The 17,451-nt window shown below is 28.9% G+C and carries 16 protein-coding genes, 1 tRNA gene and 1 other RNA gene; 10 read left to right on the top strand and 8 right to left on the bottom strand.

All coding sequences use genetic code 11. The features are described from left to right. The first annotated feature begins 152 nt into the window (after positions 1-152). From AZI32_RS14115 to AZI32_RS14100, 4 genes are all read left to right on the top strand, one after another. Positions 153-836 (top strand): ABC transporter ATP-binding protein, encoded by a 684-nt coding sequence (locus AZI32_RS14115; protein ID WP_010299618.1) that lies wholly within the window; start codon positions 153-155, stop codon positions 834-836. Beyond that, the gene (locus AZI32_RS14110) at positions 833-3,472 is read left to right on the top strand and encodes an ABC transporter permease (RefSeq protein ID WP_061996441.1); all 2,640 of its coding nucleotides are present in this window, start codon (positions 833-835) and stop codon (positions 3,470-3,472) included. Before AZI32_RS14115 ends, AZI32_RS14110 begins: the two co-directional genes overlap by 4 nt. A gap of 487 nt (positions 3,473-3,959) precedes the next feature. After that, positions 3,960-5,336: a sodium:alanine symporter family protein gene (locus tag AZI32_RS14105; RefSeq protein ID WP_061996440.1), complete on the top strand. Its 1,377-nt coding sequence runs from the start codon at positions 3,960-3,962 to the stop codon at positions 5,334-5,336. A gap of 135 nt (positions 5,337-5,471) precedes the next feature. Further along, positions 5,472-6,371 carry a phosphatidylserine decarboxylase gene (locus AZI32_RS14100; protein ID WP_061996439.1) on the top strand — a complete coding sequence of 300 codons (900 nt, stop codon included), beginning with the start codon at positions 5,472-5,474 and terminating at the stop codon, positions 6,369-6,371. Between the two features lie 13 nt (positions 6,372-6,384). Here the strand turns inward: AZI32_RS14100 and AZI32_RS14095 are convergent, their stop codons facing one another. After that, positions 6,385-8,553: a methyl-accepting chemotaxis protein gene (locus AZI32_RS14095; protein WP_061996438.1), complete on the bottom strand. Its 2,169-nt coding sequence runs from the start codon at positions 8,551-8,553 to the stop codon at positions 6,385-6,387. Between the two features lie 348 nt (positions 8,554-8,901). Here AZI32_RS14095 and AZI32_RS14090 point away from each other — a divergent pair, with 348 nt between their 5' ends. From AZI32_RS14090 to AZI32_RS14070, 5 genes are all read left to right on the top strand, one after another. Beyond that, positions 8,902-9,570 (top strand): DUF969 domain-containing protein, encoded by a 669-nt coding sequence (locus tag AZI32_RS14090; protein ID WP_061996437.1) that lies wholly within the window; start codon positions 8,902-8,904, stop codon positions 9,568-9,570. 17 nt (positions 9,571-9,587) lie between these two features. Continuing rightward, positions 9,588-10,517: a DUF979 domain-containing protein gene (locus AZI32_RS14085; protein WP_061996436.1), complete on the top strand. Its 930-nt coding sequence runs from the start codon at positions 9,588-9,590 to the stop codon at positions 10,515-10,517. A gap of 22 nt (positions 10,518-10,539) precedes the next feature. Then, positions 10,540-11,181, top strand: a complete 642-nt coding sequence (pcp, locus tag AZI32_RS14080; RefSeq protein ID WP_061996435.1) for a pyroglutamyl-peptidase I — start codon at positions 10,540-10,542, stop codon at positions 11,179-11,181. Continuing rightward, positions 11,181-11,615 carry a gamma-glutamylcyclotransferase family protein gene (locus AZI32_RS14075; protein WP_082761269.1) on the top strand — a complete coding sequence of 145 codons (435 nt, stop codon included), beginning with the start codon at positions 11,181-11,183 and terminating at the stop codon, positions 11,613-11,615. Before pcp ends, AZI32_RS14075 begins: the two co-directional genes overlap by 1 nt. An 87-nt stretch (positions 11,616-11,702) precedes the next feature. Then, a complete protein-coding gene (locus AZI32_RS14070) occupies positions 11,703-12,386 on the top strand; it encodes a Crp/Fnr family transcriptional regulator (protein WP_061996433.1) in 684 nt (227 codons plus the stop codon). Between the two features lie 30 nt (positions 12,387-12,416). Here the strand turns inward: AZI32_RS14070 and AZI32_RS14065 are convergent, their stop codons facing one another. The 7 genes from AZI32_RS14065 to AZI32_RS14035 form a co-directional block, all read right to left on the bottom strand. After that, positions 12,417-12,671, bottom strand: coding sequence for a pro-sigmaK processing inhibitor BofA family protein (locus tag AZI32_RS14065; RefSeq protein ID WP_061996432.1), 255 nt, complete (start codon positions 12,669-12,671; stop codon positions 12,417-12,419). A 141-nt stretch (positions 12,672-12,812) separates the two neighbouring features. Beyond that, on the bottom strand, positions 12,813-13,091 hold the full coding sequence (locus AZI32_RS14060) for a DUF2508 family protein (protein ID WP_061996431.1): 279 nt from the start codon (positions 13,089-13,091) through the stop codon (positions 12,813-12,815). A gap of 129 nt (positions 13,092-13,220) precedes the next feature. Continuing rightward, the gene (recR, locus tag AZI32_RS14055) at positions 13,221-13,817 is read right to left on the bottom strand and encodes a recombination mediator RecR (protein WP_010299594.1); all 597 of its coding nucleotides are present in this window, start codon (positions 13,815-13,817) and stop codon (positions 13,221-13,223) included. A 34-nt stretch (positions 13,818-13,851) separates the two neighbouring features. Further along, positions 13,852-14,190 (bottom strand): YbaB/EbfC family nucleoid-associated protein, encoded by a 339-nt coding sequence (locus AZI32_RS14050; protein ID WP_010299592.1) that lies wholly within the window; start codon positions 14,188-14,190, stop codon positions 13,852-13,854. Between the two features lie 134 nt (positions 14,191-14,324). Further along, positions 14,325-15,953: a DNA polymerase III subunit gamma/tau gene (dnaX, locus tag AZI32_RS14045; RefSeq protein ID WP_061996430.1), complete on the bottom strand. Its 1,629-nt coding sequence runs from the start codon at positions 15,951-15,953 to the stop codon at positions 14,325-14,327. Positions 15,954-16,112: 159 nt separating this feature from the next. Beyond that, positions 16,113-16,376, bottom strand: an RNA gene (gene ffs, locus AZI32_RS14040) — signal recognition particle sRNA large type. Positions 16,377-16,378: 2 nt separating this feature from the next. Beyond that, positions 16,379-16,468 (bottom strand) — tRNA-Ser (locus AZI32_RS14035). 184 nt (positions 16,469-16,652) lie between these two features. On the opposite strand from AZI32_RS14035, the gene AZI32_RS14030 reads away from it, so the two are divergent. Further along, on the top strand, positions 16,653-17,339 hold the full coding sequence (locus AZI32_RS14030) for a TIGR00266 family protein (RefSeq protein ID WP_061996429.1): 687 nt from the start codon (positions 16,653-16,655) through the stop codon (positions 17,337-17,339). Positions 17,340-17,451 lie beyond the last annotated feature (112 nt).

Here is a 17,451-nt window from a genome sequence, read left to right as displayed (position 1 = left end):
TATGATCCAAATCTTTGACTTTTCATTTATTTCATATACTTTAGCCATGTCACCAATATGTAAGTTAAGAAAGGTAAAATAATGGTAGTAAAAAACATATAAAAATCATAAACACTTTAAAAGTATGAGTTAATAAGAAAGGGGAAAATATTTTGGAAATATTAAGAGTTGAAAATCTTACAAAAACTTACGGAAAAGGTGAGACAAAGGTTACTGCATTAGATAACTTAAACTTAAAAATAAACAAAGGAGAATTTGTTTCAATAATTGGAGCTAGTGGATCAGGTAAATCTACACTCCTTCATATGTTAGGGGGAGTGGATAAACCTACAAGTGGAAAAATATATATCGATGGCACTAATATTTCATCAATGAATGAAACTAAATTAGCTTTATTTCGTCGACGAAAAGTAGGTTTAATATATCAGTTTTTCAATCTTATTCCTACAATAACTGTTGAAAAAAATATATTATTACCTATGTTGTTAGATGGTAGAAATCCTAAAAGAGAAGAATTTGATAAGGTTGCAAAAATGCTTGGTTTAAACGAAAGACTTAATCATCTACCAAACCAACTTTCAGGTGGTCAGCAGCAAAGGGTTGCTATCGGTCGCTCATTAATTTATAGACCTTCTATTATTTTAGCAGATGAACCTACTGGAAACCTTGATAGAAAAAATTCTGAGAGTATTCTTGAAATGTTAAAAATTTCAAATAAAGAGTATAACCAGACTATTTTAATGATTACTCATGATGAAAAAATTGCATTATCAGCAGATCGAATGATTAGAATAGATGATGGTAAAATTGTATCAGATGAGGTGATTAAGCAATGAATATTATGAATGAATATACATATAATCATTTGAGAAAAAGTAAGCGACATACAATTTCCATAATGATTGCTATTATAATTTCCTCAGCACTTCTATGTTCACTATGTATATTTGTACATACTGTATGGAAAGGAAAAGTAACCTCAACAATAGAACAGGAAGGTTATTGGCATGGGGAATTATGGGATTCTATATCAGGTGATAAATTTAAATATGTAACAGAAAACCCAGAGGTTGAAACCACCATGATTAAAGGATCGTGGATTACTGCTAAACTTTCAAATACAAAACGTCCCTATCTATTAATGAGAGATGCAGATGCAAATTATTGGTCTGATCTGGATTTGAAAGATAATCTTACGAAAGGTAAATTTCCAGAAAAATATGGAGAAATTGTTGTATCAAAATTATTTTTCGTGGAGAATCCTTCATATAAAATTGGTGATAAATTAACTATTCCTACAGGTAATCGTATGTTAGGTGATAAAGTAATTAGAGGAAACAGTTATAAACAAACAGGGGAGACTTTTAAAGAAATAGAGACTAAGATGTATACAATAGTTGGAGAGATAGATATTTCTGGAGAGATGTCTATATTTCCCGGATATAGTGCTATGGGATACTTGGATCCTTCACAAATTCGACCTGAAGATGAACTTACGGTTTATATGCGTTTAGTGAACCCACGTAAAATATATGAGATATTACCCCAAATAGCTAAGTCTGCGGGATTAACTAAGGATGAACATGGACAATATAACGTTAGGTACAACACATCTTTATTAACTTTATATGGAATTACCAATAAAAATGATGAAAGCACTCAAATCATTGGAATAATATCAATGGTAATAATACTTACTTTACTAGTTATGGGAACATTTATCCTTATTATCTATAATGCATTTTCACTATCTGCTAATAGTAGGATTAAACAACTAGGCATTCTAAAAAGTTTAGGAGCAACTCCAAGGCAAATTAGGCATTCTGTTATATATGAAGGGTTTTTGCTATGGATTATTCAATTGCCAATAGGTATTATAACAGGATATCTATTTAGTTATATGGTTGTTTTTAAAGTTAATAAAATTCTTAGTGCTGTAGAAGGTTTTAGAAAAATAGATATTTCCTTCTCATGGGTAGTAGTTGGTTTTGCTATCATTATTTCATTGATTACTGTTTTAATATCAGCATATATTCCAGCAAGAAAAGTAGCGAAAGTACCAGCTATTGTTGGAATACGTCAGAATAGTAATAAAGTAAAATTGAAAAAACAAAAAAGCCACCGAATGATTAATAAAATATTTGGTACAGAAGGGGAGTTAGCAAGATCGCAATTTTCAGCTAACAAAAAAAGTTTACGTACAGCTGTACTATCTCTTTCAATATGTTTTAGCTTAATAGTGGGGTATATTGCCTTTATATCTATATATAATTTAGGTATGTCTAAAAACCGTGAAATGACACAATATGATATGAGAGTTAATTTAAAAATTGCTGATGAACCAAGTGATGAGATGATAAATAAAATTATTTCGCTACCAGAAGTTAAAGGGAACGTAATTAGAAGAGACGTACGTACTACAACCTATGTAACATCAGAACAAGAGTCAGATATTTTTGCTAAATCTGGAGGATTTGATGGGGTAAACACCATAAAATACAATGTATTAAATGAAAATGGAAAACATAGAATTATATCAAATCTAGTTGGATTAAGCGATGAATCATTTAAAAAGTATTGTGAAGAAGTTGGTATTAATTCTGATAAGTACTATCAAGATGGTGTAGTTACAGGAATACTATTAGACAGTTCATATCATACACCAAAGGATTCAAAAATTAGACAAAAAATGCCATTGCTAAATATAAAAGAGGGTGATGAGCTAGTTTTAAATGAAAAAGTAGAAAATGATATGAATGCAAATTATGAATTTAATTTTCAAGTAGGAGCTGTGACAGAGGTATTTCCAGGGGAATTAGGAATGGGTGGATACAGCGTAGCTTGTATAGTACCTATGAAAACATATCAGAAAATAGTTAGTAATTTTATGCCAGAACGTATACTTGAATCCGGCAGTATGTCAATTGATTTGTTGGTTGGTGATGAGGCTAGTCCAAGCATAAAGGAAGAATTAAATAAGATTTGTAATTCTTATCTTGGAAGTGAAGATTTTACTATATGGAGTTTATTAGAAGAAAAAAATCACGATGAATTAGTTCAAAAAGCTACAGACATTAGTGTTTTTGCTATAGCATTAATGATTGGGTTAATTGGTATTTTTAATGCTTTTTCTACTATTTCCAATAATCTTAGATTACGTAAGAGAGAATTTGCTATACTTAGATCAGTAGGATTAACGCCAAAAGGATTAAATAAAATACTGATGTTAGAAGGTTTATTTTTCGCTGCAACACCTATTATTGTCAGTATTCCAATAGTATTACTTATTTGTTGGTTTATATTAAAAATAATGCCAATAACATGGGCTCAGTTCATATCTGTTTTACCATTAGGTGTAATTCTAGGGTATACTATGCTTATAATTATATCTATTTTCTTATCATATTATTTTTCTTCAACATGTGTTAAAAAAAGTAATGTAGTAGAAGCAATAAAAAACGAAATAGTATAATTGGGCTCTGTTATAAAAATTAAATTTTTTAAAATCGTAGGTTTATATAGCCTACGGTTTTTTATATGAAAGTACATAATTTTAAAAGTTTTGCTATGTATAAAACTATCACCTCTGGTTGGGGAAGATATTATTAGGTAAAGTAAATATTTATCTTCTACAATATTATTTTTATTATATAAAAAATTAGTAGAAACTTAGGGAAGAAAATTTTAAGAATATACTATATTTTGAGAAAATTATATATTTATTAAAATAGTTTAAATAAATATATATTTAACAAAATATACACTAAAAAGCTAAAGAAAGTACATTTATAGACATTTCAAATAGTACAAGCATAATCTATAATTAAAGTATATTGGAAATATTTATAATTAAATAATCAATTATTATAGTTACAAATAGTTTATTTAAAATCAGTTAAATCAATGCTATCAACTATAGTGACTTTATAATATACATTGGTAGAATGGGGGAATTATTAATGGATTTATTGCTTGATTTTGTTATTAAAGTAAATGGAGTATTGTGGGACTCGGTATTATTAGTGTTGTTATTAGGTACAGGTTTATATTTCACAGTTAGGCTTAAATTTGTGCAGATTAGAAAGTTCGGTGAGGGATTTAGACGAATTTTTGGTGGATTGAACTTAAGAGGTAAAAAAGCTGGAGAAGATGGTATGAGTTCATTCCAGGCAGTAGCAACAGCAATAGCGGCACAAGTTGGTACAGGAAACTTAGCTGGAGCTGCGACAGCAATAGCTTCAGGAGGACCAGGAGCTATATTTTGGATGTGGGTAAGTGCATTTTTTGGAATGTCAACAATTTATGCAGAGGCAGTACTTGCTCAACTATTTAGAACTAAAGTTGAAGGTGAGGTTACTGGTGGACCAGCATATTATATTAAAAATGGTATAAAAAATAAAAAGATAGGGTCTTTTCTAGCAACATTTTTTGCAATAGCTTGTATATTAGCATTAGCTTTTATGGGAAATGCAGTGCAGGCCAATTCGATATCTGATGCATTTAATAATGCATTTGGTTTTTCACCTTTAATTATAGGTATATTAGTTTCTATATTAGCAGGTTTTGTATTTTTTGGAGGTATGGGACGTATAGCATCTGTTACTGAAAAAATAGTACCTATAATGGCAGCATTTTATATAGTTACAGCAGTTATAATAATAGGAATGAACGGAAGTGAAATACTACCAGCTTTCAAAGCGATAGTTGTTGGTGCTTTTAACCCTCAGGCAGTTATGGGAGGAGCTATAGGTGTTACTGTAAAACAAGCGGTAAGATATGGTGTAGCAAGAGGTTTATTCTCTAATGAAGCTGGTATGGGTTCAACTCCACATGCTCATGCTGTTGCGAAGGTGAAGCATCCATGTGAACAAGGATCAGTTGCAATAGTTAGTGTGTTTATTGATACTTTTGTAATATTAACATTAACAGCATTAGCTATAATAACAAGTGGAGCTAACAACATGGAAGGGTTAAAAGGTATAGCATTAACTCAAAAGGCGTTTGAGCTAACACTAGGTAATTTTGGACAAGGGTTCATAGCTATTTGCTTATTATTCTTTGCTTTTTCAACAATAATAGGATGGTACTTCTTTGGTGAATCAAACATAAAATATTTATTTGGAAAAAAGGCATTGAATATATATAGAATATTAGTAATGGTTATAATTGTTATTGGTTCAACTTTAAAAGTAGATTTAGTTTGGGAATTAGCAGATACATTTAATGGATTAATGGTTATACCAAATTTAATTGCGTTATTAGTATTAAGTGGATTAGTAGTAAAAAGTTCAAGAGAATATGATGGTGTGGAAAAAGATAAGGATATAGAAATATAGACGTATATAAATAGAGGTAAAAAAGGTTGTTTTTATGTTAAAACAACCTTTTTTTTATGATATAGTTAATAAGTATAAATTATTTTAAATTAGGTACCTTAAAAAGTAAGGTATAAATTTATTTAGGAGAAGAATATGATTAAGTACTATAATAGAAAAAAAGAAAAATATGAAATAGAAAATATAGCAGGGGAGAAAATTTTAAGATGGACATATGAATCACCTGTAGGAAAGACATTCTTAGAATTATTTATAAAAAGGAAAGTAGTATCTAAATTATACGGAATGTATTGTAATAGTAAATTAAGTAGGAAAAAAATAAATGGATTTATTAGTGAGTTCAATATTGATATGAGTAGGTTTAAAAATAAGGAAAATGAATACAAGTCCTTTAATGAATTTTTTTACAGAGGAATAGAAGAAGAAAAGTTAATCTTTAGTAAGGATAAAGATATTTTTATTTCTCCAGCAGACAGTAAATTACTAGCACTCAATATTAGTTCTAAGAAAAATACAATTAATATTAAAGGATTTGATTATAGTATAGAAGATTTATTAGGAGATGGTAAACTAGCTAAAGAATATGAAGGGGGATTAAGCCTTATATTTAGGCTATGCCCAACAGATTATCATAGGTTTCATTTTATTGATGATGGAGTATGTTTAAAGACGAAAAAGATAAAAGGAAAATATTATTCAGTAAATCCAATAGCTCTCGAAAAAGTAGATAAAGTTTTCATAGAAAATAAAAGGGAGTACAGTGTATTTAAAAGTGATAATTTTAAAGAAATAGTTTATATAGAAGTGGGGGCCACCTGCGTAGGTTCAATAATTCAAACATATAATGAAAACTCTAAAATATGTAAAGGTGAAGAAAAAGGATATTTTAAATTTGGTGGGTCTACAGTAATCCTCTTAGTAAAAAAAGATGTTATAACAATTGATGAAGATATAAAAAATCAAAGTGAAAAAGGGATAGAAACATCAGTGAATATAGGTGAAAGAATAGGTACTATAAAAAAGATGCACCATTAAAAGTGCATCTTTTTTATAGTTTAAATTTAGAGGTTATATTAGTTAGTCTTAATGCGCTATCCCTGTTGTTTAGGCAAGCATCATTAATATTAGTTAGCTTTAATGCAATTTCTTCCGTTTTATTAGATATATTCAAAGTTCCATTTGCGCCTTCATTTATAGTGTGAGAAACTTCATCTATAGCATCTACTAATCCGGATACATATATATTTAAATTTTGAGCTTCTTTACTAAAATCAATCATAAAATTGTCAAAAGAAGAAGCATCTTTAGAATAAGATTTACCAGTTTCAATCATTTTTTCATAATCTGAGTTAAGTTGAGATTCCATAAAATCTATCATTTTTTTAGAACTAATAGAAAGACTTTCTACTGAATTATATACAATTTTAACTAAATTTTGTATATTAGCAGCAGTTTTTCTAGATTCAAGTGCTAATTTTCTTACTTCTTCAGCTACAACAGCAAAACCCCTACCAGCATCACCAGCTCTAGCTGCTTCAATTGCAGCATTTAACGCTAAAAGATTTGTTTGCTCTGTTATCTGCATTATAGCATTAGCAAGTCCATGTATTTGATTTACACCCTTCGACGTTTCAAGTGCATGTTCTAATTCTTTTTTTACATCAGAATATAAGTTAACAGTTAATTCTTTAGACTGTAAAGAGGAGTTCTCAAATTCTAAAGCTTTTTTAACTATGGATTTTGCTATTTCAGATCCATTAAGTGATTCAGAAGCTATAGAATCTATTCCAACTTTCATTTTCTCAGAAGAAGCATTCATTTCTTCTGAGGTAGCAGCCGTCTGTTGAAGACCATAAGATAAAACTGAAACATCATTAAAAGTTTCCTCTGCATTCTTTTTAAGTTTTTCTATAGAATTTTCAACAACTTGAACGTTAGAAGTAATTATATTTTCCACTTCAGAAAGCTCTGTCACAACTTCTCTAAGAACTTTTCTCATATCTATTACAGAAGAAGATATTTCTCCTATTTCATCTTTACCTAATTTAGATATTTTTATATTATCTTGTGATAGATCTAATTTAGCTGTTTTTATAACTAAATCTTTTGCTACTAATATTGGCTTTATTAAAAACTTTGCTATTATAAAAGCAAATACTAAACAAATTAAAGAAACTACAACAGCGATAAGTACTATAGTTTTAGTTAAATCACTAAGTGGAGAAAGAAGATTTCTCTCATTTGTATATAAAACTAAAGTCCAATTAGTTTTAGGAATTACACCATAGGAACCAATAAGTGTATCTTTATTTTCTTTGAATTTTACTGATGAAATGTTTACTTTCATTCCATTTTTTGCTTTTTTTACAATCTGTTTAAGTTCATCCACATTCAATTCAGTACCTAATAATTCAGAATTAGAACTATGAATATATATTCCGTTTTCATCTAGTAAACTTGTAAGAGTTACTGCATCTTTATTAATATTTATGTCTTTTAAATACTTGGAAAAACTGTCAACTAGAACATAAGAAGCAACATATCCTATGCATTGTCCATGATTAGTATAATCTTTTACTGGATTAGTAAAGACCATAACATTTTTTTGTGTTTTCTCAGATTTAAAAGAATTACTTACAAATTGACCACCGGAGGAACTGACGCCGTGAAAACTTTTATCTGATACATTTTTATTTATCATATCTCTTTCACTATCTGCTATTACTACACCATTTAAATCTATTAAAGACAATCTTTCAACAGAAGGTGTATTTTTTAAGTAATTATCAAAGGTGTTTAATATATTTTTATTATTAGCTTTTGAGTTTGATAAAGCCTCAAAAGCAAAGGAATCATTAGAAAGGGAAACCGTTTCGCTAGTATATTTTTCTATCATTGTAGAAATTGTATCTATAGATTTTTCAACAATAGTTTCTAAACTATGTTCGCTTAAATTTGAAATTATAGCTGAACCTTTTATATAAATAAAACTAGTAGTTATTATCATTGCGGCTATAACTATAATACTTATAGTAGCAGAAATTTTTAAACCTATAGAGTTTTTGTTGTTTTTAGTGAATTTTTTTAAGGCTTTAAAACTAATGAGTTTTTCTTTTAACAAGTCATTTTTAGAAGATTTTATTTTAGAATCAGTTTTTTTATATCTTCTTTTTAATTTTTTAAATTTAGTTTTTTCTTTATTTAAAATATTCCCCATATAAACACCCCCTAAATAATAACTTATAACTACTACCATATTAATATTTTATCATAATTTTCCAAAAATTTGGAACATTGTAAAAATATTTAACAATTGATACATATTCGTTAATATATACAAAATAAAAAATAATAATAATATTTATAATATTATATTAATTAAATTTAATATTAAACTTCATATCAAAAAATAGGCTAAATATATAAGCAAATATTAATTTTTAGTAAACAAAAGGCTTATTTTTATAAATTTGTATATACAGATACAGAATAAAAAATTAATTATCAGTATAATCTAAAAAAACAAACTTAAAAGATAAATCTGAAAAAGAAAGGGATGTAATAAATGACACTTATAGGAATTGTTATAGTTATTATAGGTTTTGCTTTAAAATTAGATACTATAGCTGTAGTTGTATCAGCTGGTGTTGTGACAGGTATAGTAGCAAATATAAGTTTTATTGAGATTTTAGAAATATTAGGTTCTACTTTTGTTAGTCAAAGACATATGTCGCTTTTTATATTGACATTACCGGTCATAGGAATGTGTGAAAGATACGGGTTAAAAGAAAGAGCTATAGAACTTATAAGTAAAGCTAAAAATTTATCAACAGGAAAAACTCTTACTTTATATCTATTTATAAGAGAGGCAGCTGCAGCAGCATCCGTTAGATTAGGTGGTCATGCTCAATTTATAAGACCTTTAATAAACCCTATGGCTCAAGGTGCGGCAGTTGGAAAATATGGAGAAATAGATGAAAAACTAGAGGATAAGATAAAAGGTGCAGCAGCAGCTATGGAAAACTACGGTAATTTCTTTGCTCAAAATGTATTTATGGCAAGTTCAGGGGTACTGTTAATAGCTGGAACTTTAACTGAATTGGGATATACAGCAAACACTTTAGATATAGCTAAAGCATCAATACCAGTAGCTTTAATAACATTTTTATTAGTAGCATTGCAAAATTACTTATTAGATAAATCAATACAGAGAGAAATGAAAAAACACAACTAGAAGAAGGAGGAATTAGTATGGATATAAAAGCTATAACAGATATATTATTAGAAGTATTTTACACCATGGTTGGATTGCTTATGTTAACAACAGCATTCAGTACGTTTAAGGATAAAAATCATAAAGCAAAAATAGGAACTATGATGTTTTGGAGTATATTAGCTATAATCTTTATTTTTGGTAAAGTTATTCCACCTGCTATAGTTGGAGGATTATTAGTAGTATTAGGAATATTAACAGCAAGCAAGAAAGTTAAGGTAGGCAATTTAAAACCTCTAAGTAGTGAGTTTGCACATGAACAATGTAAGAAGTTAGGAAATAAAATATTTATACCGTCTATTGCAATAGCTGTAGTGGCTCTTGTTATAGCACAGTTTACACCTTTAGGTGGTGTAGTTGCCATAGGTATATCTGCAGTTACAGCAATATTAATAACTTTTGCAATAACAAAAGCTACACCAAAAATGTTAATTGAAGATGGAGATAGAATGCTTCAGTCAGTTGGCTCTACAAGTATACTGCCTCAGCTTTTAGCAGCATTAGGATCATTATTTACTGCAGCAGGTGTTGGTGAGGTTATTGCCGGGGGAATATCTAGCTTTATTCCAAGTGGAAATATACTTATAGGAATAACTGCGTACTGTTTAGGTATGGCTATATTTACAATGATAATGGGAAATGCTTTCGCTGCATTTTCAGTTATAACAGCAGGTGTTGGAATTCCATTTGTATTTGCGCAAGGAGCAAATCCGGCAATTGCTGGAGCGTTAGCATTAACAGCAGGATATTGTGGAACATTATTAACGCCTATGGCAGCAAACTTTAATGTAATGCCAGCAGCATTGTTAGAAACTATAGATAAAAATGCAGTTATAAAATATCAAGCACCGGTAGCTATAATACTTTTGGTTTTACATATACCATTAATGTATTTCTTAGCATTTTAGGACATCATAGGAGGTAAAAATTATGAAAGTTTTAATTACAGGGTTTGATCCCTTTGGAGGAGAAAAAGTTAACCCAGCATTAGAGGCGGTTAAATTATTACCAGATATTATATCTGGAGCAGAGGTTATAAAGTTAGAAATACCTACTGTTTTTAGAAAGTCTGTTATACATATAGATGAGGCTATAAAGATGAATAATCCTGATATTGTAATATCAGTTGGTCAAGCTGGTGGAAGATTTGGAATTAATCCAGAAAGAGTGGCTATAAATATAGATGACGCAAGGATAAAAGATAATATAGGAAACCAACCTATAGATATAGAGATTGAAGAAGATGGTAAAAAAGCATATTTTTCAAGTCTACCAATAAAAGCTATGGTAAAAAAAATGAATGATAATGGAATACCAGCAGCAGTTTCAAATACAGCAGGAACTTTTGTTTGTAATCATGTTATGTATGGGATACTATACTTAATAGACAAAAAGTATCCTAATATAAAAGGTGGATTTATACATGTTCCGTATATACCAAATCAAGTAATTTCAAAACCTAATACACCATATATGTCTCTAAAAGACATATCAAAAGGTTTAGAATTATGTATAGAAGCTGCAGTTGAAAATAGTGAAGATCTAAAGATAACAGGAGGGACGATTTGCTAATGTTAGAGCCAAAAGAAAGATTGAAAATATTTGTTTATGGAAGTTTAAGAACTGGCTTTTTTAATTATGACATATATTTAAAGGGAAAAGTAAAAGAGTGTAATTTAGGCAGAATAAAAGGTGAATTATTTCATATGCCAAATAAGAAATATCCAGCGCTATTAGATGGAGAAGACTATGTTTATGGTGAAATCATGGAAGTAGACAGCTATGAAGAAGTAATAGTTGCTATGGATAAGATGGAAGGATATCATGAGCCTAATAGTAAAGATAACGAATATAATAGAATTGTTGTTGATGTGTATAATATAGATAAAGATATAGTTGAAAAATGTTATGTTTATAAGTATGCATTAAATGATAGAGAAATATTTGATAAACATAGTGCTTACATAAATCATGGTGATTGGAAAAAGTTTATGACAAATAAATAATAATATAAAATAAAAAGTGGTATACTATAAAATAAAAAGGGTAAGTTAGCTTACTCTTTTTTATTTATATTAAAAGGTAGTGACATTATGTATAAAAAATTATTTGATTTAGACAAACAAAAAAATATGAGAGATTTTTTTCTTAATAACTTAAGTAAAATGGGAAAGTTAATTACATATAAAAAAAACGAAACTATAAACCATATAGATATAAATGAATTAATTATAGTTGTATCCGGAAAGGTTAAAGTCATTACATTTACAGTATCAGGACAAGAAAAAGTACTCTTTTATTTAAGAAGTGGAGAGATAGATGGTGAAATATCATATTTTGGAGATGAGCATATACATTCAAAAATTATAGCCTTAGAAGATTCTGTTATAAGCCATATTTCTTATGATGTTTTAACTGAAGTAATTAGTGAATATCCAGAGTATTATAGTTTTTTTATTCATAGTATTATAAGAAAATATAGGATAGCCTTATCACAAATATATGATTTTTTAGCGGAAAGTCCTAAAGTTAGAATAGCATCTACTTTATACAGATTAGTAACACAAAGCCCTAAATATATTGATGGAAGACAAACTATAGATTTACTTTTAACACATCAGGAATTAGCCAATTTAATAGGATGTTCAAGGGTTACAGTAACTCGAATTTTGAAAGAATTAAAAAATGAAGGAATAATAGATACAAAAACTAAAGAAATTTATATAAATGATATAGAAAAGTTAAAAAAATTATCAGGTATATATGATGACGAATAAAAACCTACTCTAAAATAGAGTAGGTTTTTATTATACCATTAGATTAAAAATAATTAAAAAAAGTACGCCTGGAATACCTAATAAACCTGCTATTAAAGCAGTTACAGCATTTATTGCTATGTATATACCAAATGGACCACCTACAAAGTTGATTAATAATAATAAAATTCCTCCAGCAATTCCATTTATTATTAACTTCATAAGAATCTTTATTGGCCATGCAAAAAGTTTTCCAATTATAAATAAACCTATAACAGCAGCAATAAATATTAAAGCAGTATCCATAAAATCATCTCCTCGGTAATTACCTAATTTATAATATAGGGAAACAAGCTCCAATTTAAATTTATTCAATAATTTTAAAAGTAAACTTGGAACCTTATAGTAATATTATATATCAATATTAAGGAGTATATGAGAAAAATATTATTTATAGGTACTACTTAATTCTTCTAACATTAAACTTCCATCTAAAGTTATGCCTTTGGTTTTAGCTAAAGAAAGAAAATATAAGTATTTAGACTTTGCCTCATCTTCTTTACATATTATTAAATCTATTAATTTAGGATCACTAACAAATTGAAAATAATTCTTTGCATTTTGCCATTCTTCCAAAGCATCATTTAATTGAGTAATAATATCTATGTCTTCTTTAGAATACTTTTTTCCTTTAAATATTAATTTGAAAACATGTTTTTTATTCATAGTATAAACCTCCTACTTTACAAGTATTATTTACATAAAGTGGGATTATTATACTTTTAATGAATATATAAAATACAATAAAAGGAAGCAATTTTAAAATTGCTTCCTCTTTTTGATTATAATTTACATCTAGATTTCTTTTCTTCCCTCTAGTGCTTTGGATAAGGTTACTTCATCTGAATATTCCAAATCTCCACCGACAGGAACACCGTGAGCTATTCTAGTAACTTTAACTCCTAAAGGCTTTAAAATTTTAGAAATGTACATAGCAGTAGCTTCACCTTCAATATTAGGATTTGTTGCTACTATTATTTCTTTAGGTTCTCCATTTATTCTAGTAACTAACTCTTTTAGTTTTATATCTTCTGGACCTCTTCCGTTCATAGGTGAAATTGTTCCATGAAGAACGTGATAAACGCCATTATATTCTTGAACCTTTTCTAGAGTCATTATGTCTTTAGGTTGTTCAACAACGCAAATTGTTGATTTATCTCTATTAGGATTTGAACATATAGAGCATGGAGTTGAATCAGTAAAATTACCACAAACAGGGCAATATTTTATAGTTCCTCTTGCCTTAACAAGAGCTGAAGCAAACTCCTCAACCTCTTCACGAGGTAAATTAAGAACATAAAGGGTTAATCTTTGAGCTGTTTTTGCTCCTATACCTGGAAGTTTGGAAAACTCTTCTATAAGCTTTTCTATTGCTACAGGATAAAAATCCAATTTATTCACCTCTAAGTTTTTAGCTTATTTATTATTAAAATAAACCAGGCATATTTAGGCCACCAGTTAATTTACCCATATCGTTTGCAGTTTGAGTTTCAGCTGTTTTTAAAGCTTCATTACAAGCTAGCATAACTAAATCTTCTAACATTTCAACATCATCTGGATCAACAACTTCTGGTTTAATAGAAACTTTTAATAATTCTCTTTTTCCATTAACTACAGCAGTAACTGCACCACCACCGGCTCTACCTTCAAAAGTTTTATTTTCTAAATCCTTTTGCATATCTTCCATTTGTTTTTGGAATTTTTGAGCTTGTTTTATTAAATTATTCATATTTCCACCCATTCCTGGGAATCCACCTTTTGCCATAAATTATTCCTCCTTTAAATTAAAGTAAATATATTATATATTATCAATATATTAGTATATATAATATTTGATAATAATGTAACTAAAATTAATATTTATTTTACTTATTTTATTTATATTAACATCTTAATATATTATTCATCAATTATTTCTACTAAATCTTCTCCAAAAGTTTTTAAAAGTATATCTTCTTTAGATATAGATTCTTCTTGTGGTTTATCTATAGAATAGTCTACTACAACGTTGGCCTTTAAAATTTCTGAAAAAATAGAGTTTATAATTTTTCTATTGCCTTCTTTTTCTAATCTTTTTTTATGAAATTCATATTGTTTTTCAAATATAATATTTATTCTATTCCCTTTAACATAGTTTATTTTTCCAACCATCAGTGCTGCTGCTAAAACCATGTTTTTTCTAGATTTTAATAGCTGTTGAATGTCTTTAAATGATTTATTTACAGTATCAAAGTCAATAGAGCAATTTTCAAAAGTTATATCATTGTCTTCTATAGAAGTCTCAGGTGTTGAATCTTTAGGTACATATATATCTTTTTTAGTTGATATTTTATTTTCATCAATAGCTTTATTATTAGAAACTATATTTGAGACTATACCATTTTTTATAGTATTTTCGATCTTATTAATTCTAGATAAAATTACTTCTTGAGATGTATCATATTCAAATTTACACATTTTTATTATAGCAAGTTCAAGATAAATTCTTCCTTGCTTTGAATATTTAGCGTTTTCTTCTGTGTCTTGAAGTATTTTTATATATCTCATTATTTCTTCAACTCTTAATTTTTCGCTTTGAAGTTTTAAAAGTTCTATATTTTCTATAGACATTTCTAAAACTTCTTCTGGATTTTCAGTGACCTTTACCATCATTAAATCTCTCATATGTTTAGTAAGATCTTTAATAAATAAATTTACATCTTTACCGGAAGATATAGCATTATTAATGGTTTTAACGGCACCTTCAATATCCTTTAAAATTATAAAGTCTGTAAGAGTTATTAAATCATCATTGGTCATAAGACCAAGCATTTTAACTATATTGTCATACTCAACTTTGTTATCACTCATGGATATAGCTTGATCTAAAATACTTAGGGCATCTCTCATTGCACCATCACATATTCTAGCAATTAGTTTTAAGCTTTTATCTTCAGCATAAACACCTAAAATATCAGTTATTTGTTTAAGTCTTAAAAATATATCATCATTTTTAATTCGTTTAAAATCAAATTTTTGACACCTAGAAAGTATTGTTATAGGTAACTTTTGTGGATCAGTTGTTGCTAAAACAAATATAACATAACTAGGTGGTTCTTCTAAAGTTTTTAAGAATGCATTAACAGCACCTTGAGATAACATATGAACTTCATCTATAATATAAACCTTATATTTAGATTCTTGAGGAGGATATTGTACATCATCTATAATATCCCTTATATTATCTACTTTATTATGAGAGGCTGCGTCTAACTCAACTACATCTATAGCAGTTCCATTATTTATCTTAATGCACATTTCACACTCATTACATGGTTCACCATCTTGAGAATTAAGACAATTTACTGCTTTAGAAAAAATTTTAGCGGTAGAGGTCTTACCGGTTCCTCTTGTTCCGCATAGTAAATATGCATGAGCTATTCTTTCGCTCTTTATTGCATTTTTTAATGTAGTGCTTATATGGTTTTGACCAACAACATCCTCAAATTTTTGGGGTCTAAATTTCCTATATAGTGCAGTATAACCCATAGTTTCACCTCATATCTTACCAATAATATTATAAAGTATTTACAACAATTAAAACGAAATACTATAAACTTTATAATTAAGCTTATATATAATATAATATAATTTTTTATGTATAAAAAAAAGATGCAAAAATGCATCTTGTACTTTTAAGATTTAAAGTCGTACACCTCGCTTCGATATTAATTTATATGCGTTACCTATGTAGTTAACTCAAACCAGGTTAATCCACGGCACATAAAGGGGCTCACTTATCGCTGCTTCCTTCCAGACCTGACGAGGTTCATGAGTCTTTATTGCGTGGGACCCAGTTATCAACGCCACTTACATAGGCCAGACCATACAAATTAATACCTAGGCGAGGAATTCAACCCTGCTATAGCGGATTGCAGGTGCAGGGCACCGCTAACTCCCCGTCTAGTACGACATGGCGGAGAGAGAGGGATTCGAACCCTCGGTAGAGTTTCCCCTACACACGCGTTCCAGGCGTGCTCCTTCAGCCGCTCGGACATCTCTCCATACAATATTCATTATGTAAATAACATTATACTATTATAATGTTACAATTTCAAGTATTATATTATTAATAAATTGTGCATATGTTGGATTAATTAAACATTTTATTATATTTGTTATAAAAAACATTTTTTTTTTCGATATTATACATATATAATATTATAAAAAATATTTAAGAGGTGTTTTATGAATTATGAAATAAAAGGTGGGAACATGCCAGTAGCAATATGTACATTAGACCAGGGAGAAACTGTAGTATCCGAATCAGGTGCTATGGGCTGGATGAGTGAGAATATTGTTATGGATACTAATATGAAAGGCGGGCTATTTGGGGGAATAGGAAGAGCTTTATCAGGTGATAGTTTATTTTTAAATACATTTACATGTACGAATGGACAAGGAACTATAGCTTTCCCTTGCTCAGTACCGGGAAAATTATTAGTTAAAAATTTATATCAAGGACAAACTTTGATTTGTCAAAAGGGTGCGTTTTTAGCAGCAGAAACTTCTGTTGAATTTAAAATTCACTTAAAGAAAAGAATATCATCTGGTCTTTTCGGAGGAGAGGGTTTTATACTTCAAAGAATGACAGGTCCAGGTATAGTATTTTTAGAATTTGATGGACATGTTGAAGAAATGGATTTATCACCAGGAGAAACAATTAAGGTTGATACAGGACATGTTGCAGCCTTTGAATCTACAGTTAGCTTTGATGTAGAAATGGTTAAAGGCGTGAAAAATATGTTGTTTGGAGGAGAAGGTTTGTTTTTAACAACTTTAACAGGTCCAGGAAGAGTCTATCTTCAAACAATGCCAATAAGCAATTTAGCATCAAGAATATATCCATATATACCAATGAAAAGTGGAAATTAATAAAAATAGCCATGCAAAATTTTGCATGGCTAATCTTTATGTGCGCCCAGCATGGGCGTAATCTTAAGGGTGAAAGTCCCTAACACGACCTAGTAGTGGTAAGTGTATAGCC

Origin of the sequence: Clostridium sp. ATCC 25772, assembly GCF_001573875.1 — a bacterium.
Taxonomy (GTDB): Bacteria; Bacillota; Clostridia; order Clostridiales; family Clostridiaceae; genus Clostridium_J; species Clostridium_J senegalense.
This window is presented reverse-complemented; position numbering and strand designations above follow the sequence as displayed.

What these genes read in the sequence shown, in the direction of transcription:
- AZI32_RS14110 (WP_061996441.1), top strand. Translation starts at nt 833, where the DNA reads ATGAATATTATGAATGAATATACATATAATCATTTGAGAAAAAGTAAG.
- AZI32_RS14105 (WP_061996440.1), top strand. Translation starts at nt 3,960, where the DNA reads ATGGATTTATTGCTTGATTTTGTTATTAAAGTAAATGGAGTATTGTGG.
- AZI32_RS14100 (WP_061996439.1), top strand. Translation starts at nt 5,472, where the DNA reads ATGATTAAGTACTATAATAGAAAAAAAGAAAAATATGAAATAGAAAAT.
- AZI32_RS14095 (WP_061996438.1), bottom strand. Translation starts at nt 8,553, where the DNA reads ATGGGGAATATTTTAAATAAAGAAAAAACTAAATTTAAAAAATTAAAA.
- AZI32_RS14090 (WP_061996437.1), top strand. Translation starts at nt 8,902, where the DNA reads ATGACACTTATAGGAATTGTTATAGTTATTATAGGTTTTGCTTTAAAA.
- AZI32_RS14085 (WP_061996436.1), top strand. Translation starts at nt 9,588, where the DNA reads ATGGATATAAAAGCTATAACAGATATATTATTAGAAGTATTTTACACC.
- pcp (WP_061996435.1), top strand. Translation starts at nt 10,540, where the DNA reads ATGAAAGTTTTAATTACAGGGTTTGATCCCTTTGGAGGAGAAAAAGTT.
- AZI32_RS14075 (WP_082761269.1), top strand. Translation starts at nt 11,181, where the DNA reads ATGTTAGAGCCAAAAGAAAGATTGAAAATATTTGTTTATGGAAGTTTA.
- AZI32_RS14070 (WP_061996433.1), top strand. Translation starts at nt 11,703, where the DNA reads ATGTATAAAAAATTATTTGATTTAGACAAACAAAAAAATATGAGAGAT.
- AZI32_RS14065 (WP_061996432.1), bottom strand. Translation starts at nt 12,671, where the DNA reads ATGGATACTGCTTTAATATTTATTGCTGCTGTTATAGGTTTATTTATA.
- AZI32_RS14060 (WP_061996431.1), bottom strand. Translation starts at nt 13,091, where the DNA reads ATGAATAAAAAACATGTTTTCAAATTAATATTTAAAGGAAAAAAGTAT.
- AZI32_RS14050 (WP_010299592.1), bottom strand. Translation starts at nt 14,190, where the DNA reads ATGGCAAAAGGTGGATTCCCAGGAATGGGTGGAAATATGAATAATTTA.
- dnaX (WP_061996430.1), bottom strand. Translation starts at nt 15,953, where the DNA reads ATGGGTTATACTGCACTATATAGGAAATTTAGACCCCAAAAATTTGAG.
- AZI32_RS14030 (WP_061996429.1), top strand. Translation starts at nt 16,653, where the DNA reads ATGAATTATGAAATAAAAGGTGGGAACATGCCAGTAGCAATATGTACA.